18 protein-coding genes and 3 riboswitches are annotated in these 20,862 nt (G+C 63.5%); of the genes, 9 read left to right on the forward strand and 9 right to left on the reverse strand.

Features of this window, described 5'->3' with window-relative positions:
• Positions 1 to 4: 4 nt before the first annotated feature.
• The 7 genes from IEY43_RS10210 to IEY43_RS10240 form a co-directional block, all read right to left on the reverse strand.
• Positions 5 to 421: a CoA-binding protein gene (locus IEY43_RS10210; RefSeq protein ID WP_188948489.1), complete on the reverse strand. Its 417-nt coding sequence runs from the start codon at positions 419 to 421 to the stop codon at positions 5 to 7.
• A 96-nt stretch (positions 422 to 517) separates the two neighbouring features.
• Positions 518 to 1,936 carry an NtaA/DmoA family FMN-dependent monooxygenase gene (locus IEY43_RS10215; RefSeq protein ID WP_188948490.1) on the reverse strand — a complete coding sequence of 473 codons (1,419 nt, stop codon included), beginning with the start codon at positions 1,934 to 1,936 and terminating at the stop codon, positions 518 to 520.
• Positions 1,937 to 1,938: 2 nt separating this feature from the next.
• Positions 1,939 to 3,183: an acyl-CoA dehydrogenase family protein gene (locus IEY43_RS10220; RefSeq protein ID WP_188948491.1), complete on the reverse strand. Its 1,245-nt coding sequence runs from the start codon at positions 3,181 to 3,183 to the stop codon at positions 1,939 to 1,941.
• A gap of 44 nt (positions 3,184 to 3,227) precedes the next feature.
• Positions 3,228 to 4,850, reverse strand: a complete 1,623-nt coding sequence (locus IEY43_RS10225) for an ABC transporter ATP-binding protein (RefSeq protein WP_188948492.1) — start codon at positions 4,848 to 4,850, stop codon at positions 3,228 to 3,230.
• A 28-nt stretch (positions 4,851 to 4,878) separates the two neighbouring features.
• Positions 4,879 to 5,766: an ABC transporter permease gene (locus IEY43_RS10230; RefSeq protein ID WP_188948493.1), complete on the reverse strand. Its 888-nt coding sequence runs from the start codon at positions 5,764 to 5,766 to the stop codon at positions 4,879 to 4,881.
• Between the two features lie 14 nt (positions 5,767 to 5,780).
• The gene (locus tag IEY43_RS10235; RefSeq protein ID WP_188948494.1) at positions 5,781 to 6,737 is read right to left on the reverse strand and encodes an ABC transporter permease; all 957 of its coding nucleotides are present in this window, start codon (positions 6,735 to 6,737) and stop codon (positions 5,781 to 5,783) included.
• 11 nt (positions 6,738 to 6,748) lie between these two features.
• Complete coding sequence (locus IEY43_RS10240; RefSeq protein WP_188948495.1) at positions 6,749 to 8,383, reverse strand: ABC transporter substrate-binding protein; 1,635 nt, start codon at positions 8,381 to 8,383, stop codon at positions 6,749 to 6,751.
• A gap of 121 nt (positions 8,384 to 8,504) precedes the next feature.
• Positions 8,505 to 8,596: riboswitch (SAM riboswitch) on the reverse strand.
• Between the two features lie 543 nt (positions 8,597 to 9,139).
• Between IEY43_RS10240 and IEY43_RS10245 the strand changes: the two genes are divergently transcribed.
• The 6 genes from IEY43_RS10245 (at position 9,140) to IEY43_RS10270 (ending at position 14,677) form a co-directional block, all read left to right on the forward strand.
• On the forward strand, positions 9,140 to 10,003 hold the full coding sequence (locus IEY43_RS10245) for an SDR family oxidoreductase (protein ID WP_188948496.1): 864 nt from the start codon (positions 9,140 to 9,142) through the stop codon (positions 10,001 to 10,003).
• Between the two features lie 162 nt (positions 10,004 to 10,165).
• Entirely contained in the window at positions 10,166 to 10,672 is a 507-nt protein-coding gene (locus IEY43_RS10250; protein ID WP_229777355.1) for a sigma-70 family RNA polymerase sigma factor, read from the forward strand.
• Positions 10,669 to 11,355, forward strand: a complete 687-nt coding sequence (locus IEY43_RS10255; protein WP_188948498.1) for an anti-sigma factor family protein — start codon at positions 10,669 to 10,671, stop codon at positions 11,353 to 11,355. The genes IEY43_RS10250 and IEY43_RS10255 overlap by 4 nt, the downstream gene beginning before the upstream one ends.
• 69 nt (positions 11,356 to 11,424) lie before the next feature.
• Entirely contained in the window at positions 11,425 to 11,952 is a 528-nt protein-coding gene (locus IEY43_RS10260; protein ID WP_188948499.1) for a COG4315 family predicted lipoprotein, read from the forward strand.
• 190 nt (positions 11,953 to 12,142) lie between these two features.
• Positions 12,143 to 13,966: a gamma-glutamyltransferase gene (ggt, locus tag IEY43_RS10265; protein ID WP_188948500.1), complete on the forward strand. Its 1,824-nt coding sequence runs from the start codon at positions 12,143 to 12,145 to the stop codon at positions 13,964 to 13,966.
• Positions 13,967 to 14,161: 195 nt separating this feature from the next.
• Complete coding sequence (locus IEY43_RS10270; protein WP_188948501.1) at positions 14,162 to 14,677, forward strand: COG4315 family predicted lipoprotein; 516 nt, start codon at positions 14,162 to 14,164, stop codon at positions 14,675 to 14,677.
• 94 nt (positions 14,678 to 14,771) lie between these two features.
• Here IEY43_RS10270 and IEY43_RS10275 read toward each other — a convergent pair whose 3' ends face one another.
• Together IEY43_RS10275 and IEY43_RS10280 are read right to left on the reverse strand one after the other, a co-directional pair.
• The gene (locus IEY43_RS10275) at positions 14,772 to 16,190 is read right to left on the reverse strand and encodes an LLM class flavin-dependent oxidoreductase (RefSeq protein ID WP_188948502.1); all 1,419 of its coding nucleotides are present in this window, start codon (positions 16,188 to 16,190) and stop codon (positions 14,772 to 14,774) included.
• A 73-nt stretch (positions 16,191 to 16,263) separates the two neighbouring features.
• Positions 16,264 to 17,607 (reverse strand): acyl-CoA dehydrogenase family protein, encoded by a 1,344-nt coding sequence (locus IEY43_RS10280; protein ID WP_188948503.1) that lies wholly within the window; start codon positions 17,605 to 17,607, stop codon positions 16,264 to 16,266.
• A gap of 17 nt (positions 17,608 to 17,624) precedes the next feature.
• A riboswitch (SAM riboswitch) is annotated at positions 17,625 to 17,715 on the reverse strand.
• 266 nt (positions 17,716 to 17,981) lie between these two features.
• A riboswitch (SAM riboswitch) is annotated at positions 17,982 to 18,083 on the forward strand.
• Between the two features lie 5 nt (positions 18,084 to 18,088).
• On the opposite strand from IEY43_RS10280, the gene IEY43_RS10285 reads away from it, so the two are divergent.
• The 3 genes from IEY43_RS10285 to IEY43_RS10295 all read left to right on the forward strand — a co-directional run bounded on the left by IEY43_RS10285 (position 18,089) and on the right by IEY43_RS10295 (position 20,858).
• Entirely contained in the window at positions 18,089 to 18,910 is an 822-nt protein-coding gene (locus IEY43_RS10285) for an ABC transporter ATP-binding protein (protein WP_188948504.1), read from the forward strand.
• Between the two features lie 83 nt (positions 18,911 to 18,993).
• Entirely contained in the window at positions 18,994 to 20,016 is a 1,023-nt protein-coding gene (locus IEY43_RS10290) for an aliphatic sulfonate ABC transporter substrate-binding protein (protein ID WP_188948505.1), read from the forward strand.
• Between the two features lie 5 nt (positions 20,017 to 20,021).
• A complete protein-coding gene (locus IEY43_RS10295; RefSeq protein ID WP_188948506.1) occupies positions 20,022 to 20,858 on the forward strand; it encodes an ABC transporter permease in 837 nt (278 codons plus the stop codon).
• The last annotated feature ends 4 nt before the right edge of the window (positions 20,859 to 20,862 follow it).

Genomic DNA, 20,862 nt, shown 5'->3' on the forward strand with positions numbered 1-20,862 from the left:
TAATTCAGAGTGCCGGGTATTCAATCATCGGGCAGGTGTCCATCACGACGTCCAAGCCTGCTTCTTCGGCTCGTTTAGCCGCGCGCTGGTCTATTACCCCTAGTTGGAGCCAGATTGCCCGCGCACCGACAGCGATTGCCTGGTCTACGATTTCGCCGACTTTTTGCGAGTTGACGAAGCAGTCCACGACGTCGATCGTTCCCGGGATTTCCTCCAGCTTCTCGTAACCGGTCTGGCCGTAAACGGACTCGCCGGTGAGCGACACCGGAATGATTTCCATGCCCAGCGTGTCCTTGAGGAAACGCGCGACCGAAGGCGCAACGCGCCGCGGATTGTTGGTCAAGCCGACAACTGCCCAGCGGCCTCGATTTGTCAGCAATCGCCGGATGACTGCGGGATCGTTTACGTGGTTGGTGCCCATGTGCGCAACGATACCGCCGTGTTCTGCGAAAGTCTTTGGACAAGGAAATGGCAGGTAGATCCCCTCCCAGTTGGATCTACCTGCCAAGCTTTGTTCCTAGCCCTGATATTGCAGGCTGGCCTCGGAATTTGCAGCCGAGAATTCGGAGAAGGCGCCGCGGTACCGGGCCGCCGGATGGTTCGCCGGGAGCTTGTCGCCGCGGTTGAAGACCTTCTGGCGCAGGCTTCCCGGTGCGTACTCGCTCTGAGCCAGGCCGCGGCGGCGCAGCTCCGGAAGGACGCCCTCGATGAAGTTGTCGTAGGATCCGGGCAGCACGTGGTTCATGATATTCAGCCCATCGATCCCGGCGTCCTGCCAGCGCTCCAGCTCGTCAACGATCTGCTCCGGAGTGCCGACGATCTGCTGGGCCTTGGCGCGGTAGTTCGCCAGGTCGCGCAGGGTTGGGTTGCGGCCCGGGGTCGAGGCCAGCACTGCTTCCAGCACTCCCTGCGCACCTTCGGTCTTCACCTCGCCCAGCGGAGTGTCCAGGTCCAGCCCACCGAGGTCGACACCGATGCCTCCCCCAATATGGGCAACGATGGCGTCAAGGTCCAGATACTCGTCATATTCGGCTTCCAGGGCCTTGGCCTCCGCTTCGGTGGAACCGACCACGAAGGAAAGCCCCGCAAAAACCTTGATGTCATCGCGGGTGCGGCCAGCGGCTTCGAGATTGCCGATCAACTGGGCATTCTTCTTGGCGACGTATTCCGGGTGCGGAGCGAACAGGAATGTCGCTTCCGCATGCGTTGCGGCGAACTGGGATCCGCGCGGCGAGGATCCAGCCTGGAACAGGAACGGGGTCCGCTGGGCGCTGGGCAGGGTCAGGTGCGGTCCGTCGATCGAGTACAGCTGGCCTCGGTGGTTGATCTTGTTGACCTTGGACGGGTCCGCATAGATGCCCGACTCCTTGTCGGCCAGCAGCGCCCCGTCCTCCCAGGAGCCTTCCCAGAGCTTGTAGGCCGCTTCCACATATTCCTCAGCCCAGGCGTAGCGGTCGTCGTGCGCAACCAGGCTGTCGCCGCCGAAGTTGCGGTGCGCGTTCTCCAGCACGCTGGTCACGATGTTCCAGGCCACGCGGCCGTTGGACAGGTGGTCGAGCGTGGAGGCCTGGCGGGCGAACTGGAACGGGTGCGCCTGCACCACCGAGCTGGTCATGGCCAGTCCGATGTCGCTGGTGGTGGCTGACAGCGCGGAGAGCAGCACCAGCGGATCCTGGCTCGGCACCTGCAACCCCTTGCGCACCAGCGAGGCCCAGCCACCTTCGTGGTCGCCGTACAGGCCCACCACGTCGGCGAAGAACATGCTGTCGAACTTGGCGTCCTCCAGCTTCTTGGCCAGGTCCACCCACAGCCCCAGCTCGTTGAACTGGTGCTGTTCGGCCTGAGGGTGGCGCCACATGCCGCCGAGGATGTGGCTGGAGGTATTCATCAGGAAAGCCGAAAGCAGGAAGCGCGGCCGTGATTCGAAGGTTCCCATGGCTACTTGGCTCCCTTGGCTTCGCCGATGGAGTGAAGCCCCGTCGGGATGGTTCCGTTGATGAAGTAGTCGCCGACCGAGCGGGCCTTGAAAGCGACGGGGTTGTGGGTCGCGACGGTGCGGGCGTTGCGCCAGAAGCGGTCCAGCGATTTGGAGGTGGACACCGCGGAAGCCCCGGTGACGTCGAAGAGTTCGCTGGTGGCATCCAGGACCAGCTTCGGGGTGGCCACGTGCGCCTGCTGGACCGCGAGCTCGGCGCGGACGAAGGCGGCTTCCTCGTCCAGTCCGAGGCTCGGGTCCACTGCTGCGTCCAGATCACGAGCGGCAGCGACCACGATCGATTCTGCGGCGAAGACGTTGGATGCAAGGCGTCCGACCAGTTCCTGGATCTGCGGGTCGTCCTTGAACAAAGCGCCGGAGCCGGTGTTGAAGGTGCGGGTGCGGGTGGCCACAATGTGGGCGGCTTCGTTGCGGGCGGCTTTGCCGATGCCGACCAGCACCGAAAGCAGGCACAGCTGGAAGAACGCCGGCTCCAGGGTGGAGGCCACCTTGCGCTGGATGATGTTCTGCTCGTCCACCTCGACGTCAGTGAAGATCGCGGTGCCGGTGCCGGTCAGCGGCTGGCCGAAGCCGTCCCAGTCGTCGAGGATCTGAACGCCCCGGGCGTGGCGGTCGATCACCGCGTATTGGCGTCCCTCGACACCGTCGGTGCTCGCCATGACGACTACCCAGTCAGCGAAGATCGAGCCGGTGGTGTAGTATTTCTCGCCGCGCAGCACCCACCCGGACCCGGTCTTGATGAGTTTGGTGTTGGTGCTGCCCAGCGCGTTGCCGCCGCGCTCGGTGGCGGCGTTGCCGAAGATCTCGCCGGCAAGCACACGCGGGAACCAGCGGTCCTGGAATTCCTGCGGCTGCAGGGCAATGGTCTCCACGAACGAGAAGTGGCTGCGCAGCAGGTGGGACACGTTGGAGTCGGCGGCCGACAGCTCGATGAGCAGGCGGAAAAGATGCTCGTGGTTGACCGGACTGCCGCCGTGGCTTGCCGGTACGCGCAGCGTGGTGAAACCGGCGTCCTTCAGCCACTGGACCTGTTCGAACGGCAGGACGCGGTTTTGCTCGCGCTCCCGGGCACCTTCGGCGATGCGGGCGAAGACGTCGGCGAATCGCGCGGAGAGCTGCTGGTAGGCGGCTTCGCTGCCGTAGGGTGCGGTAATGATCTGGGTCGATTCCAGGGCGTCGGTGCTCATAGTATCTCTTTCGGAATTCAGTGAAATAAGTGGTTCTTGGAAATTCAGCAACTGCGCGTATCCGCGAGTTCGCGCAGCACATGGCCGGGGTTCGCGGCCAGCAGGGTTCGGGTGTACTCGTGCTGCGGGGCGGAGAAGACCTGCGCCACGGGCCCGACTTCGACCAGCTCACCGCCGCGCATCACGCCAACCTGGTGGCTGATGCGTTCAACCACGTGCAGATCGTGGGAGATGAACAGGTAGGTGAGGCCTTCCTCGTGCTGAAGCCTGTCGAGCAGTTCCAGAATTTGTTCCTGGGTCAGGACATCCAGTGCGCTCAGCGCCTCGTCGAGCACCAGGATCTTGGCGCCGCTGGCCAGCGCCCGGGCAATGGCTACCCGCTGCCGCTGGCCGCCCGACAGTTCTCCGGGCCGCTTGGAAGCAAGTTCCGCTGCCAGATTCACCTGTTCCATGAGCTGGGCAACACGAGCCCGCCGCCAGGCCGCGTCCCCCAGGCGGTAGTTGAGCATTGGCTCGGCAATGATCGATCCGACCTGCTGCCGCGGGTCCAACGCGGAGTCCGGGTTCTGGTAGACCAGCTGGGCTTCGCGCCACAGCGCGTATCGCTGTTTTCCGCCGAGGCCAGTGACGTCGTTGCCATTGACGCGTGCGCTGCCTTGACTGGCTTCGAGCAGACCCATGATGATTTTCGCGGTCGTGGACTTGCCCGAACCGGACTCCCCAACCAAGGAGAATGTTGTTCCTCGTGCGACGTCGAAGGATACGGAAGACACCGCTGCATGGGTGGCGTTTCCCTTGCCGAAAACCTTGCCCAGATTCGTGACCGAAATTGCCAGCTCATCGGTGCTTCGCGCTTCCTGCTGGTTCGCAGTGGCGTAGGCCTGGTCCAGCAGGGCATTGGTATACGGGTCGGTGCTCTTTGAGACCAGTTCCGCCACGCTGCGGTCTTCGAGGATGCGCCCTGAATTCATGACCAGTACCCGGTCGGCAATATCCGTGGCAACTGCTAGATCGTGGGTCACGAACACCACGGTCGTCCCATTTTTGCGAGCCAGCGACACAAAGATCTCCAGCACCGTTCGCTGCACGGTGACATCCAGTGCGCTGGTCGGCTCGTCAGCGATCAGCAGCTGCGGGTTCAAGGCGAACGCGATGGCGATCAGCACACGCTGTTTCAGTCCACCGGACAGCTCGTGCGGGTACTGCGACAATCGACTCTCGGCACGGTCGATGCCCACGCTTTCCAGCAGCTCGATCGCCTTGGAGCGCCACTGCTTCTTGGGAACCGAACGGCTAGGATGCAGTCTGAAAACCTCGACCACCTGGGAACCGATGGTCTTCACCGGGTCCAGTGAGGCACCCGGGTCCTGCGGCACCAGCCCGATTCCGGCCCCGCGGATCTTGCGCCATTCGTGCACGTTCAGCGTGGTCACTTCGGTACCGCCAAAGCGAATGCTGCCGGTGCATTCGGTTCCTTGGGGCAGCAAACCGATCAAGGCCTTGGTCAGCGTCGACTTGCCGGAGCCGGATTCTCCAACAATGGCAACGATCTGCCCCCGCGGGATCTGGAGATTGATGTTGTCCGCGGCAATGGTTCCCTGCGCGTACTGAACCGTGAGGTCTTCAATCCGGATCACCGGACTGGCGGTATTCTGTGGGGCGTTCATGGATTTCTCCTTTCAACCGGGTACGGCGCTAGAAGCGGAAGGCTTTATTGATGGTTCGGCCAAGGGTGGCCATCAACATCACGGCAGCAACGATGACCAGGCCAGGCAGGGTCGTGAGCCACCAGGCAACCGATAGGTACTGCCGCCCTTCGGAGATCAGCAGGCCCCATTCCGGGGTTGGCGGCGGCGAACCGAAGCCAAGGAAACCGAGTCCGGAGATGGCCAGGATTGCCGCGCCAAGGTCAACTGCAAGCAGCGAGAGGACCGGACCGATCACGTGGGGAATGATGTGGCGGCGGAGCACGGTGAAGTACTTGCCACCGCTCATCAGCGCAGCCTGCACGAAATCCCGTGAACGAACACGGAGCACCTCGGTACGCACCAGTCGCGCGAAGGCGGCGATGGAGGCGATGCCAACACCGAGCCCCAGAGACAGCGGGCCGGGTTCGGTCGCAGTCACCAGGATCAGTGCGATCAGGAAGGCAGGGACGGCCAGGATGACATCCACCAGGCGCATGGCCACGCTGTCGGCAAACCTGCCCGCAGTTCCGGCAAGCAACCCGAGAATCGATCCGACAATGCTGCCGATCAGGCAGGCGAGCCCAGCGGTGAGCAGCGTCTGCCGTGTTCCATACACGACGCGGGAGAAGACGTCGCGTCCCAGGTGGTCGGTGCCGAAAAGGTGTTCGGTGCTCGGAGCCAGGAGTTTGTCTGCAGGGATGCCGGTGATCGGATCATGGCCGGTGAACAGCGCCGGGAGGAAAGCCCACGACAGCATGATGGCCAACGGAACAAGCACCCACCACTGCGCCAGCCGGCGCCGGGCCGCCGAAGCACTCGCGATCCGCGAGTTCGGCTGTTCGGAAGCGGCCAGGGTCGCAACCGCCGTATCGACGTTGTCTGCCAGGAGACTCATTGACTATTCCTTCCCTAGGCCGCAAGCGCGCGGGGCGAACCGGAGCTGGCGGTGATGATGCGCGGATCGAGCTTCGGATGGATGAGGTCAACCAGCAGGTTGGCTGAGGTGAACACGACTGCGGTCAGCAGGACCAGTCCCTGAACCAGCGGAATGTCCTGGACGGTGACCGATTGCAGGATCAGCTGTCCAAGTCCTGCGCGGGCGAAGACTGTTTCGGTAATCACCGATCCGGCCAACAGCGTTCCAATGGTGATTCCGGCGATGGACAGTGCGGCGGGCGCCGCGTTCTTCAGCATGTGGCGGTAGAAGATCCAGGATTCGCTGGCGCCCTTGGCACGCAGAACATCCACAAATGGTTGGGTACCGACTTCCTGGACGCTCTTGATGAGCACCTGTGCAATGGGTGCACTCAGATGCACGGCCAGCACGAAGATCGGCACCGCCAGTGAGAGGAACGAGTCATCCGGGAACAACGACATGATTCCGAGCTGTACTGCAAGCAGTTGCAACAGCACCAGGCCCAGCCAGAAGACCGGAATGGACACCATGAGCGGAGGAAGATTCAGCAGGAGATTGCGCAGTCTCGGGCCTCGGGCCAGGCTGGCTGCAGCTGTGAGCGCCACAGCGAAGACCACCGCGACCACGAATGCCGAGCCGGCAAGCACGAGTGTTGAACCGACAACCTCGCCGATCCGGGCGGATACTTCCGAACCGCTGGACAGTGAGTATCCCAAGTCCCCGCGCAACAATCCGAGCAGCTGGGAAAAGTACTGGACAATAACCGGTTGGTCATAGCCGTAGTACTCCTTCATCTGCGCGATCGTCGCCGGATCTGCCGCAGAGTCCGAATTGAGGAAGATCGTCACGGGATCGTTGGGAAGCGACTGCACTGCGATGAATACCGCGGTGTAGGCAAGCCAGATCACCAGCAGAGCCTGGCCAACGCGTTTGGCAATGTATCCGCCCATGGTTTGCGCTCCTAGCCTTCGCTCTTCCAGGCACCCTGGAAGATCGGGGCGGTACCGGAAGTGAACTCGACGTGGGCGGACTGGCTGGCACCGTAAACCTGGACCTCATCCCACAGTACGAGGGCCAGTGCCTTGTCCAGCACCAGTGCACGCTGTTCTTCTTCGACAAGCCCCAAGTGCTCTTCTTCGCTGGTCGCGGCCTGTTCCTTGGCGAAGAGCTTGTTGAGTTCCTCGTCGGCGTTCAGGGTCTGGGTGTTATTGGCCGGGGCATAGACCGGGCCGAGGCCGCCGAGCGCGAACTGGCGGGTACCGAAGAACTCGACCTTGTCATCGACGAGCGCATTGACCAGGAAGGTATTGTCCGCTGCGCGGTTGACCAGCTTCACGCCAAGATCGCGCCACTGCTGCTCGATCAGCTCGAATGCGGGCTTGATGACGACCGAGTTGTTCGACGTGGCTACCGTGATTTCCAGCTTTTCGCCGTCTTTTTCGCGGATTCCGTCAGCACCGACCTTCCAGCCTGCTTCATCCAGAAGCTGCTTGGATTTCTCCGGGTTATAGGCGATTTCGGACGACAAGTCGACGAAGCCCGGGGCCTTGTGGTTCAGGACCGAACCGGCCACCACGTAGCTCTCGGACAGCACGGTGTCCTTGATTGCCTGGCGATCGATACCGATCTGGAGGGCCTGGCGAACCTTGACGTCTTCCAGCTTGCCGGAACCGATGCGCACGGCAGCTTGGTTGGTGGTCAGGTCGACACCCTGCGCGGCGAAGACTTGGCCCCCGTTGGCTGCCAGCACCTGTTCGTCCACCGGCTGCAGTCCGCGGACAAGGTCAACCTGGCCGGACTGCGCAGCGCCAGCGCGGCTGGCTACCTCAGGTAGGTACTTGATCACCAGTTTGTCCAGATAGGCGTCGCCCTGGTTTTCTGCGGTTTCGGGTGCCCACGCGTAGTCGTCTCGGCTGGTGAAGACGACTTCCTCGTCCGGCTTTTCCGATTCGAAGACGAACGGGCCAGAGCCCACGATCTTCGCGATAGCGGACTGTCCTGCGTTATCCAGCTTCAAGGTCTTCGGGGAAACCAAGCCTGCTGCGACGGACGAGGTGGCACGCAGGAAGTTGGCGTCTGGACGTTTCAGCGTCACCTTCACCTGGTTCTTGCCGAGGACCTCCGCCGACTTATAGGCGCCGAAGTCCACGTTCGGAGCGACCTGCGCGTCCTTGATGCCCAGGCCCAGCGCGTCAAGGTTGAGCTTGACCGCTTCCGCGTCCAGCGCGGATCCATCGGAGAACGTCACCCCGTCACGAATGGTGAACGTGAATTCGGTCTGGTCGTTGTTTGCTTTGAAGTCCTCAGCGATCCATCCAACGAGCTTGCCGGACTCCGCATCGAAGTAGGTCAGGCGGTCCAGGACCGAGTTCAGGACGTTTGCCTTCTCATAGAAGCGCGCCGCCTGCGTCTGCCAGTTGTTAATCGGGGTAACTTCGGCAAAGGTAAAGGTACCGCCTTCAACCGGATCGCCGGCGGCAGCGGGAGCACCTTCAGCCGGAGCTGCGGTAGTCGAATTTCCGCCGCATGCGGTCAGGGTCAGGCCCAGGACGGCAACAAGTGCCGCCGCTTTCAAACTCAGGTGCGCAGTACGCATATTCGTAAGTTCCTCTCGGTATTTGAGCCGAGGATTACGCCTGATATTCAACGATCCGGTTGTTGCGAATTCGAGGGAAGGCAGAGCACTCCCCTTGAAGAACCGTTGCGAAATCTAGCAATCTCCATCGGTCCTGGCCTTAGCACCGATCCCGCTATCGGGTGGTTGCTGCGACGTCAACGAGCCAGGTCTCTCAGTCGCTCTGGATGGTGTGGCGTCCAATTTCTTGAACAATTTCAGTGTCGAACACGGAATCGCTTGTGACCAAGCGTGACGTAAGGAATACGTCATGAAGTCATGGAAAAAGTGGTACCCCGCGAGTTTCACGCCATATTTGACGTAACAAATTGCCTTGTGGCGTTATGTGACGCCGATCAAAGCGCACACTTGACGACGGCTGGTTGGGCTCCTGCTCCTGATTCCGCAGTCCAGCTTTCAGGGAGCCCGTTTTAGCTCCTGCTGCAACGGCACCACAAGTGGCTCGGTTCTCCCCAGTGTTTTTCTGGCTCGACGAGTGCTGATGCAGGTGGAGAATTTTCCGTACCAGCTGCGCCCTTTGCATACCGGACGCCAATATCAGCTGGCGGCGACGCCCATCGAATCGAAAGGAATTCCTTGTATTCAGGCCCTGGCTGCAGGTCTTCATGATTCGGGCGGCCCTGCGGTCCACACCGACAACGCTTCACCCGCTGAATCCTTACGATCTCGGGCCTCTGCGAATAGGCTGGGGTCCACGGAAGCCAACGGAGGAACCCCATGAAGATCGCAGTCGCCGGAGCCACCGGAAAACTCGGCACCCTCGTCATCGATGCACTGTTATCCCGGGGCGCCCCAGCGGACAGCTTGGTCGCGCTCGGCAGATCCCCTCAGAAGCTCGAAGCCCTGGCAGCCAAGGGCGTGGAGACCCGCGCCGCCGACTACAACGCGGCGCACACGCTCGTCGCGGCCCTCGAAGGCGTCGACCGGCTGCTGCTGATTTCCGGCAGCGATGTCGGACACCGGATCCCGCAGCATGAGAACGTCGTCAATGCCGCCCGGCGTGTTGATGTGTCGCTGATCGCCTACACATCCATCGCCAATGCGCGCACCGGCCAGCTGAAACTGGCCGCCGAACATGTGGCCACCGAAGACCTGCTGGCAGCATCCGGGATCCCCTATGTCCTGCTGCGCAACGGCTGGTACACCGAGAACTACACGGACCAGCTCATGGGCTACCTCAACAGCGGGGTCATCCTCGGCGCGGCGGGCGAGGGAAAAATCAGCGCAGCCACCCGAGCGGACTTCGCCGAGGCTGCAGCGGCCGTCCTGCTGGACGAGCAGGTTGCCGGGGGAACCATCTACGAGCTCGGCGGAGACAAGCCCTTCACGCTCAGCCAGCTGGCCGGAGCGCTCGGCGCCGCCGCCGGGCAAGAGGTCACCTACCGGGACATGGACCCGCAGACCCTGGCAGGCATCTACGAACAGTCCGGAATTCCCCAGGTTTATGCCGAGATCTTGGTGGACACCGACTTGCGCATCCGCAACGGCGCCCTTGAGGTGCACGGCTCGGACCTCGCCCGGCTGATCGGCCGCGCACCCACCTCGCTGGGCAAGGCCATCAAGCAGGCCCTGGACAGCTAAGCCTGAACAGCCAGGGCCGGCACCGCGAGTCGGGCGTCCCTGCGAGCGCACACCGGCCCTGCGCGAAGATCTTTGGCCCTGGTTGAACAAAAAACCCGGCTGGCTCGTGTAACTTGCATGAGTGAGAATCAGGTCCGAAAATCCTGGCCGCGAAAGGGGCGCGTGACTACCAGCGACGATGCCACCCTGCGGCTGCTGCATGAACGGTACGCGCAGCCGCTGTGGCGCTACGTCTTCTCGCTGACCAGGGACTCGTACCAGTCGGAGGACATTGTCCAGGAGACTCTGCTCAAGGCGTGGAATTCCCCGCGGATTCTCGACGAGCCGGTGGAGGAGGTCCGCGGGTGGATGTTCACGGTGGCGCGGAACCTGGTGATCGACCAGTCCCGCAGCGCGCGCTCCCGGCATGAACGCAGCATCGAACGGCTGCCCGAGGAAGCGTCCGCGGATCATGCAGACCAGATTTTCGACGAGATCCTCATTCATGACGCGCTCGCGGCGCTGAGCGAACCGCACCGGCAGGTGGTGGTGCTCGCATACTACGGCGCCTGCAGCACGCAGCAGATCGCGGCGGAATTGGGCATAGCCGACGGAACAGTGAAGTCCCGGCTGCATTATGGGATGAGGGCCTTGAAACTGGCCCTCCAGGAACGGGGAGTGACACGATGAGCGAGCATGAGAAGTTCGCCCAATGGGATGCCGCCTACGTGCTCGGGGCGCTGGAGCCGGTCGATCGCCGGCTGTTCGAGGAGCACCTGGAGAACTGCGAGCGCTGCCAGGGTTCCGTCTCCGAGCTCAGCGCGCTGCCGGGACTGCTCTCGCGCGCGCACGACCCGGAGGAAGTGACGGCCCTGGTGCCTCAGCCCCCGGCGGACCTGTTCGAGAAGACCGCCCGGCGCGCTGCCTCCGAACGGCGGCGCCGCGGCGGCCGCATGATCCTCCTGGCCGCGGCAGCCGTCGCCGTGATCCTGGGTATCGGGCTGCCGTTCCTGCTGCGCCCGGCCGACCCCGGTCCGGTGCTTGCCCTGCAGCAGGTTGCCGAGCAGTCGCTGAGCGCACAGGTGGGCTTCGAATCGGTGGCATGGGGAACCCGGCTGAATATCGACTGCGACTATCCCGCAGGCTATGAATTCGGCGATGCCAACGGCCCATGGTCCTATGCGCTGCTGGTGACCGACACCCAGGGCAGCACCATGCAGGTCGCCACCTGGAAGGCAGTGCCCGGCAAGGAGATCACCCTCCAGGCCGCCACCTCGCTGCCGGTGGACCAGATCGCCGAAGTAACGGTGAAGACCCTGGCCGGACTGACGGTCCTGCAGTCGCCGATGGACAAGAATTTGCTCCAGCAGTGAACCGGAACGGGCTGCTCCTCGTGTAGCAGGCAAGCCGCTCACGCGGACACCACGAGAAAGGCACAGCTCATGAAATCGTCACTGAAGTCCTGGTGCGCAGCAACCGGAGCCGTCGCGGCCCTGGCATTGGCCCTGTCCGGCTGCGCGGGCGACTCTGGATCCACCGGCACCGCATCGCCGTCCGCCGGCGCCCAGTCCAGCCCGGTTTCTTCCGCACCGGCGCAAAGCAGCCCGAGCAGCGCCATGCAGGCCACCTCCCTGGCCCTCGCCGACTCATCGCTGGGCAAGATCGTGGTCGACGGCAAGGGCATGACGGTGTACCAGTTCGACAAGGACACCAAGGGCGCCGATTCCTCTGCTTGCTCCGGTCCTTGCGAAGACCAGTGGCCGGCGGTCCCGGGCGGAACCGACGTCACCGTTGACGGAGTCACCGGGAAGACCGGAACCATCACCGGCGTGAATGGCGAAAGCCAGCTGACTCTCAACGGGTGGCCGTTGTACTACTTTGCCGGCGACAAGAAGGCCGGCGACACCGCCGGCCAAGGCGTCAAGGACGTCTGGTGGGTGCTTGACGCCGCCGGCACCCCGATCAAGTAACGCCATAAGCCCTTGGCCGGCTGGACGCCCGGGTGCACGCAGCGCTGCGTGCACCCGGGCGTTTGCCTGCCCGCGGCCGGCTTAACAATCGTCCGAAATCGGAATGTGGCGCGTGTCACGCTGTGCGGAAAAGATGTTTGTCCCGTACATTGGCGCATACTTCATCCCCATCTTCTGAGGAGATCCAGGTATGTCACGACCACGTATCCGGGCCATTGCCTGCGCCGCAGCACTGGCCCTAGGACTGGGAGCAGCATCCGCAGTACCGGCGAGCGCCGATCCCAGACAGACCGAGAAGGACCCAGTCGCCCAGGGCAGCGGAGGCGCCGTCGCCTCCGTGGATCCCCAGGCCTCCGCGGCGGGAATCGAGATCCTGCGCAAGGGCGGCAATGCCGTGGACGCCGCGGTCGCCACCGCGGCCGCCCTGGGCGTCACCGAACCGTACAGCGCCGGCATCGGCGGCGGCGGGTATTTCATGTACTACAACGCCAAGACCGGAAAGGTCAGCACCATCGACGGGCGCGAAACCGCCCCGGCGGCCATGCCGAACGACGCGTTCATCGACCCGGCCACCGGCAAGCCCTACAACTTCACCCCGGAGCTGGTCACCAGCGGGGTCTCGGTCGGTGTTCCCGGTACGCTGGCCACGTGGCAGCGGGCACTGGAGAACTGGGGCACGCAGGACCTGAAGAAGGTGCTGCAGCCTGCCATCCAGACCGCGTCGCGCGGTTTCGTGGTGGACAAGACCTTCCGCGAGCAGACGCTGGACAACAAGAAGCGCTTCGAGGCGTTCGAAGACACCAGCGAGCTCTACCTGCCCGGCGGCGACGCCCCGAAGGTGGGCAGCATCTTCAAGAACCACGACCTTGCGGCCACCTACCGGCTGCTGGCCAAGAACGGGCCCAAGGCCTTCTACCAGGGGAAGCTGGCGCAGGAGATCGCTGACACCGTCACCGCGCCGCCCAAGAGCGCGGACACCGACCTGCCGGTGCCGGCCGGCTTCATCACCACGCAGGACCTGGCCGACTACGCCGTGGTCGAACAGGCGCCGACCAAGGTCGAGTACCGCGGGCTTCAGGTCTTCGGCATGGCCCCGTCCTCCAGCGGCGGCACCACCATCGGCGAATCGCTGAACATCCTGGAGCAGTTCGACCTGTCCTCCATGCAGACCCCGTCCGCGCTGCACCACTACCTGGAAGCCACCGCGCTGGCCTATGCCGACCGCGGCAAGTTCGTCGGCGACCCGGCGTTCGTGGATGTGCCGACCAGGACCTTGACCGGCCAGCTCTTCGGCGCCGAACGCGCCTGCGCGCTGGACCCGGAACGCGCGGCGGCCAAGCCGGTGGCTCCCGGGGACGTCGAGAACTTCGACGGGCTGTGCCCGGCGGAAACCGGCGTACCGGTTGACGAGCAGGACACCGAAAACGTGTCCACCACGCACCTGTCGGTGGTGGACCGCTGGGGCAACATGGTCGCCTACACGCTGACCATCGAGCAGACCGGAGGCTCGGGCATGATGGTGCCGGGGCGCGGGTTCCTGTTGAACAACGAGCTGACCGACTTCTCCACGGTGTACAACCCCGAGGATCCAAACCGCATCGACCCGGGCAAGCGCCCGCGCTCCTCCATGGCTCCGACCATCGTGCTGCGCGACGGCGAGCCGGCGCTGGCCATCGGATCCCCGGGCGGTTCGACCATCATCACCACGGTGCTGCAGACCCTGGTCAACCGCATCGACCTGGGCATGGACCTCGGCCAGGCCATCGCCGCCCCGCGCGCCTCGCAGCGCAACACGGCGGCCATCACCGCCGAACCGGAGTTCATCACCGCCTACGGTTCCGCACTGGAGGCCTTCGGGCACAAACTGACCCCGGCCGGGGATTCCTTCACCCCGCAGGCGGAAATCGGTGCGGTGGCCGCCGTGGAAGTCGATGCCAACGGCAAGCTCACCGCGGCGGCAGAACCCACCCGCCGCGGCGGCGGATCCGCCATGGTGGTGAAGCCGGCCAAGTAGCCCGGCCGCGGCTCGCGCTCCGTCCGCGTCATGGACTGGGCGCGGGCCCGGCTTTTCGGCAGCAGCAGGCTGGAACTGAAAAACTCCCGGGGACGCTGAACCCGGAAGGGCGCTGTCTCGTTCTCACCTTGTACGGTTTTCCACCCTTCCGCCCCGGCGCTGCGGGAGGAACCAGGACGAACAAGGAGCACGATCATGGGCAGGGCATTTTCGACAGCCGCGGTCCTCACCGCGGCATTAACACTGGTTCTGGCCGGATGCTCCGGCCAGAACGGTTCCACCCAGGACACTTCAGGCACGTCGAACTACGGGGTGCCCAACACCAACAGCAGCCCGGTGCCGAATCTCAAGGAAAACGGCGCAATCCTGGAAATGCGGCAGACCGAGCTGGGCAGCATCGCCACCGACCAGCGGGGCATGAGCATCTACCAGTTCGACGAGGACACGCAGAACTCGGGCGCCTCCTCCTGCACCGGCGGCTGCCTCGACCTGTGGCCCCCGGTCCCCTCGGGACCTGCCTCGCTGAGCGATGCCAAGGGCATCACCGGGAAGCTGGGCACCATCACCGGCACCGACGGCAAGCCGCAGCTGACGCTGAACGGCTGGCCGATGTACTACTACGTTTCGGACAGCAAGCCCGGCGACACCAAGGGCCAGGCCGTCAGCGACGTGTGGTGGGTCGTGGACAGCGCAGGCGCGCCGATCCACTGAGCACGCCAGCAGGCACGCCGCAGCTTAACTGCCGACCGGCCCCGCCGCCCTTTCCAGGGCGGCGGGGCCGGTCGGCTGCGGTAGCGCTTTGGTCCTAGACCTGGGTGGCCAGGCGGTTGGAAACCTTGAAGGACGCCGCGCGATGGGTGTCCTTGACGTGGTCGCCCGCGCCGAACAGCTTGTTGCGCAGCGAGCCGTCGGCGTATTCGGTCTTGTACGCACCGCGGGCCTGCAGCTCGGGAACAACGTACTCGACGATGTCCTCGAAGGTGCCCGGGGTGATGGCGTAGGCCAGGTTGAAGCCGTCGACGTCGGTGTAGTCCACCCAGTCGATGAGCTTTTCAGCGACCTCGGCGCCGGAGCCCACGGTGATCGGGCCGAAGCCGCCCACGCCGACCCACTCGGCCAGCTGGCGCACGGTCCACGGGTTACCCTCGTCGCCGCTGGCCTTCTGGAAGGTGGCCACCGAGGACTGGATGGCGTTGGACTTCACGTCGGCGCCGATGACCTCGTCCGGGTTGAAGGTGGACAGGTCGATGCCCATCCAGCCGGAGATCAGCACCATGGCACCCTCGATGTCCGCGTACGACTTGTAGTCCTCGTACTTGGCCTGGGCTGCGGCCGAGTCCTCGGCCGTGATAATGGTCTGCATCGCGAAGATCTTGATGTCGTAGCGGCCGCGGCCGGCGGCCTCTGCGTGGTCGCGGATCTTGGTGACGGTGTCCTTGAGCATTTCGCGGGTCGGGCTGGTCACGAAAACCGCCTCCGCGTTCTGCGCGGCGAACTTCAGGCCGCGCGGCGAGGTGCCTGCCTGGTAGATGACCGGGGTGCGCTGGGTGCTCGGCTCGGTGATCGCGATGCCCGGGACCTTGAAGTACTTGCCTTCGTGGTTGATCGGGTGCACCTTGGCAGGGTCGGTGTAGACGCCGGTTTCCTTGTCGGCCTGCACCGCGTCGTCTTCCCAGGAGCCTTCGAGCAGCTTGTAGACGACCTCGAGGTATTCGTCCGCGTGGTCGTAGCGCTCGTCGTGTTCCATCTGGTCTTCCTGGCCCATGTTGCGGGCGGCCGAGGGCAGGTAGCCGGTGACCACGTTCCAGCCCACGCGGCCGTTGGTCAGGTGGTCGAGGGTGGCCAGGCGGCGGGCGAACGGGTACGGGTGCTCGTAGGCGGTGCCGGCGGTGACGCCGAAGCCGAGGTTCTCGGTCACCGCGGCCATGGCTGAGACCAGCAGGAACGGGTCGTTGACCGGGGCCTGGGCGCCGGTGCGCAGCGGGGACTCGTTGGTGCCGTTGTACACGTCGTAGGTGCCCAGCACGTCGGCGATGAACAGGCCGTCGAACTTGCCCTTTTCCAGCACCTTGGCCAGGTGGGTCCAGTAGCCGATGGTCTTGTAGTCGGCGGCCTTGTCCTTCGGGTGGCGCCACAGGCCAGGAGACTGGTGCGCGACGCAGTTCATGTCGAAGGCGTTGAAAAGGATCTCGCGCTTCGGATTCGCAGGCTGGTTCTCGCTCATGGATGTGCCCCTTGTTCGTGGTTGAGAAGTGGTTGAGAAGTGGAAGTCTGGCGGGTGCGCGGCGCTGCGGCCGCTAGCCGGCGTGGTTCTGGGTGGGTGCGGACAGCTCTCCGGTGACCGAGAGCCGCTGGGGCTGGACCCCGTTGATCTCGTAGTCCCCCACGATGCGCGCCTTGTAGATGGCCGGGTTGTGGGTGGCGATGGTGCGCGCGTTGCGCCAGTGCCGGTCCATGTTGCAGCTGCTGCGGGTGGACGAGGCGCCCAGCCCGTCGAACAGCTTGCTCGTGGCGCTGATGACCAGCGGCTGCACGATGGTCTGCGCCCGGTTGGCGGCCAGCTCGCAGACCGCGAAGCGCTCCTCCGCATTCAGGTGCGCATCGGCCAGCGCCGCTTCGACCTCCAGTACGGCGCCGATGACCACGGAATCCGCGGCGAAGACTTCGGCGGAGACCTCCCCCACCAGCTGCAGCACCTGCGGCTCGCGGTGCACCGGGACGCCGGTGCCGGTGGTGAAGCTGCGGGTGCGCGCCTGCACGGAACCGCGCATGTCGTTCAGCGCCGCACGGCCGATGCCGGCCTGCACCGCCATGAGCACCAGCTGGAAAATCGAAGCCTCGGGATCATTGGGGTCCTCCGGCATGAAACTGTCCACCGGAACCTGGTGGAACTCGGTGGTCCCCGTGCCGGTCAGCCCCTGGCCGAAGCCATCCCAGTCGTCAAGGATCTTCACCCCGCTGTGCTGGGTCGATACCACGGCAATCTGCCGGCCGGGGCGGTCCGGGCGGGCCACCGCGACGGTGGTCCAATCCGCGAAGATGGTGCCGGTACAGTAGTATTTTTCGCCGTTGACCACCCAGCGCCCGTCGACCTGGCTGGCCTTGGTGTTCAGCGCGCCCAGGGCGTTCCCGCCGTTTTCGGTGTAGGCGTTGCCGACAATCTGCCCGGCGGCGATGCGCGCAAACCACTTGCCCTTCAGCTGCTCGTCCTGCAGGCGCAGCACGTCTTCGACGAAGGCGACGTGGGCACGCCAGAGCTGCCCGATGTGGGAATCCGCCTCGGAAAGCTCAATCAGCAGGCGGAAGACGTCGCTGAGCCTGGCACCGTGGCCGCCGTTGGCGACCGGAAGGCGCAACGCCCCGAAACGCTCGCGGTTCAGCAACCCCACCTGCTCGAAGGGCAGGATGCGGTTGCGGTCCCGGTCCTTGGCTCCGGCGGCAATCTGGGCGAACACCGGACGGAAAATCGCGGCGAGGCGCTCGTAGTCTTCGTCGGCTCCGGGACCGGGAGTCACCTTGAGCAACTGGCGGGTCGGACGCTCTTCGGTGAATTCATCGAGCTCCAGCGCATTGCCGGCTCCCGGCGTGCTCAGCGTGTTGAAGTCCACCTCGAGATTGTTTTGGGGTGCGCCAAAAGACATAAAAAAGTCCTCGATTCTTTCCATCGATCCTGGCGGTAGCACCGTCCCGGCTAAAGGTGGTTGCTGCGGCGTCGTGGAGCCAGATCTCTCAGCCGCTCTGGATGGGTCGTAATCATTTGTAGCCGTAACAAACGGGCGGCTCCAAGCGCCGAAGTCATATTTCGTCGCCGAAAGACTTGCTGTTGCAGAACCCGACGGGTGCTCTATGCGGTGAACCGCCGAAGATGACCCACGCATGGAAGGTAAAAATCGATCAAACCGTCATTCAATGAAATAAATAACGAAATATCCCACAGCTCGCGCAGTCATATCGAAGATTTTTCATGTTACGCAGGATTTGCAATGAAATCGTTCGAATGCATGTAATAGACCTGTAACCATCCCGAGCGGCCGAGAGATCTGGCTCTATGACGCCGCAGCAACCACCGTTGAATCCTAGGATTCCCGGCCGGTGCTACCGCCAGGACCGATGGAGATGATCATGGCCACTGCCTTCGCCCTGCCTCAGACCGCCGACAGCACCAGCACGTCCACCGCCCTGCCCGTCGACTTCCGCAATGTCTCGCGTACGTTCACCACAAAGAATGAACAGCGCACCGTTCTCGCGGACGTCAACCTGCACATCGATGCGGGCCAAGTCGTGGCGATCCTCGGTGCCAGCGGCTGCGGTAAGTCAACACTCCTGCGTTCGGTTTCAGGTCTGGATCGCCCTTCGAGTGGCGCGGTCTTCACCGGCGCCCGGGAAGTCAACGACATCAACGAACTTTGCGCGGTAGCATTCCAAGAACCGCGATTGCTTCCTTGGCGTTCGGTGCGAGAGAACATCTCGCTCGGACTGGCTTCGGGAACCAACAGGCTGGAAGGCAACGAACTCATTGACCAGCTTCTGGAGCTGACCGGCCTGAGTCACGCGGCCGACCTGCGGCCACGCGAGATTTCCGGTGGCATGGCACAGCGGGTTTCCCTTGCCAGGGCGCTGGCACGCCGCCCTGGCGTGCTGCTGCTCGATGAACCATTTGGCGCTTTAGACGCACTGACCCGCCTGAAAATGCAGGACTTACTGCTGTCGATCCATGCATCGTTCCTAACGACCGTATTGATGGTGACCCACGATGTCGACGAAGCTTTGACTCTCGCCGATCGCGTTGTGGTTCTTGGACGTCGTAACGGCCAGCAGTCGGCAACGGTCATTGAAGACCTCCGGCTGGAGGCTCCCCACCCCCGTAGCCACAGCAACGAGCAGTTCGTTGCCAACCGGGCAAGGCTCCTTGGCCTTCTGGGCGTAGACGCCACAAACCACTAGCGCCAGCTTCGCCGACGCACTTTCTCTTCAACGGCTGCACTTTCGCGGCCGCTGCACTCGCACGCACAAATCAAGGAATTCTCATGCTCGCAAACCACTTCACCCGTCGCACCGCATTGTCTCTCGCAGCCTTGGCAGTTGGCGCCGTTGCACTGTCAGGCTGCGCCGGCGAAAACGCTTCGGCCGCAGGCGACGGCAAGACGCTGTCCATCGACTTTGCCACCTACAACCCGCTGAGCCTAGTTCTCAAGGAAAAGGGATGGCTGGATGCGGCAGCCAGGGAGCAGGGAGTCACCGTCGAATGGATCCAGTCCGCCGGATCGAACAAGGCCAACGAAGCGCTGCGCGCAGACGCAGTTCAGGTCGGCTCCACTGCAGGATCCGCAGCACTGCTGGCCCGCTCCAACGGCTCGCCGATCAAGACCATCTCGCTCTACTCGCAGCCCGAATGGGCGGCATTGGTGGTCAACAAGGATTCGAAGATCACCACTCCTGCAGATTTGAAGGGCAAGTCTGTTGCCGCTACCAAGGGAACCGACCCATACTTCTTCTTGCTGCAAACATTGGAGGAAGCAGGGCTGAGCGAGAAGGACATCACGCTGCAGAATGTCCAGCACGCGGACGGTCGCACCGCACTGGCAAATGGCTCGGTTGACGCATGGTCGGGTCTTGATCCCATCATGGCTTCCGCCGAGCAAGATGGGGCCAAGCTGTTCCACCGCAACCTCGATTACAACACCTATGGTGCACTGAATGCACGGGCCGACTTCATCGAGGAAAGCCCGGAACTGGCGCAGTTGGTTGTCGACTCGTATGAGAAGGCCCGAGAGTGGGCTGTTGCAAACCCGGACGAAACCGCAGAAATTCTCGCCGAAGTTGCGGGCTTGGACGCCGAAGTTGCCCAGACCGTAATCACTGAGCGTTCCAACCTGGATGTCGGCACGGTGCCGGGCGAGTCCTTCACCAAGGTCCTGGGCAATATCGCGCCAACCCTCGTTGCAAGTGGCGATGTATCCAAGCAGGAAACCGTTGACAAAGCATTAGCCACCTTGGTGGACGACCAGTTCGCCACCAAGGCCAACGCCAAGAATATCTCCGGAGAGTAATCCCCATGTCCTCGCCAACCCAGAGCCCTAAGGCTGAGCGCAGCGACCTGACGGCCGGCAACAGGAACAAGCCTGGACTTGCCGCCAGGATCCTTCAGGCTCCCAAATGGCTTTTGTCATTGATTATCCCCATCGTGACTATTGCCGTGTGGCAGTACGTCACTGTGACCGGCATTGTCGCGCCTTGGTCGCTGCCCACCCCGGGGGCCGTCATCACGGCGGCCGGGGAACTGTTCCAGGGCGGAGATCTGGGCAAACACATCGGGATCTCCACCCAGCGTGTGCTGCTGGGCTTCGCGATCGGTTCACTCCTAGGGCTGTTCTTCGGTGCACTGGTAGGGCTGTCCAAGCTCGCCGATGCCCTGCTGAGCCTGAGCATCGGCGCGCTGCGTGCGGTGCCTTCGCTGGCATGGGTGCCGTTGCTGGTGCTCTGGATGAAAATGGGCGAAGACTCCAAAGTCACTCTCATCATCATCGGGGCGTTTTTCCCGGTCTTCACCACCGTCTCGCTGGCTTTGCGCCATGTCGACGCCCAACTCGTGGAAGCAGCCCGTTCTTTCGGCTTCAAGGGTTTGAACCTGCTGCGCACCGTCCAGCTACCGGCAGTTGTCCCCTCCATTTTCTCCGGACTCCGACTAGCCCTGGCCCAGGCATGGCTATTCCTCGTGGCGGCCGAATTGCTCGGTGCTTCGATGGGTCTCGGATTCCTGTTGACTGATTCGCAGAACAACGGTCGCCTTGACCGACTGATTCTAACCATCATCTTGCTCGCCGTCTTCGGAAAAATCACCGACGCCCTGTTGTCGGTCGCCGAACGCTGGGCGATCCGGCGCTGGACCTAGGCCA

This window comes from Glutamicibacter protophormiae (genome assembly GCF_014647495.1).
Classification (GTDB): Bacteria; Actinomycetota; Actinomycetes; order Actinomycetales; family Micrococcaceae; genus Glutamicibacter; species Glutamicibacter protophormiae.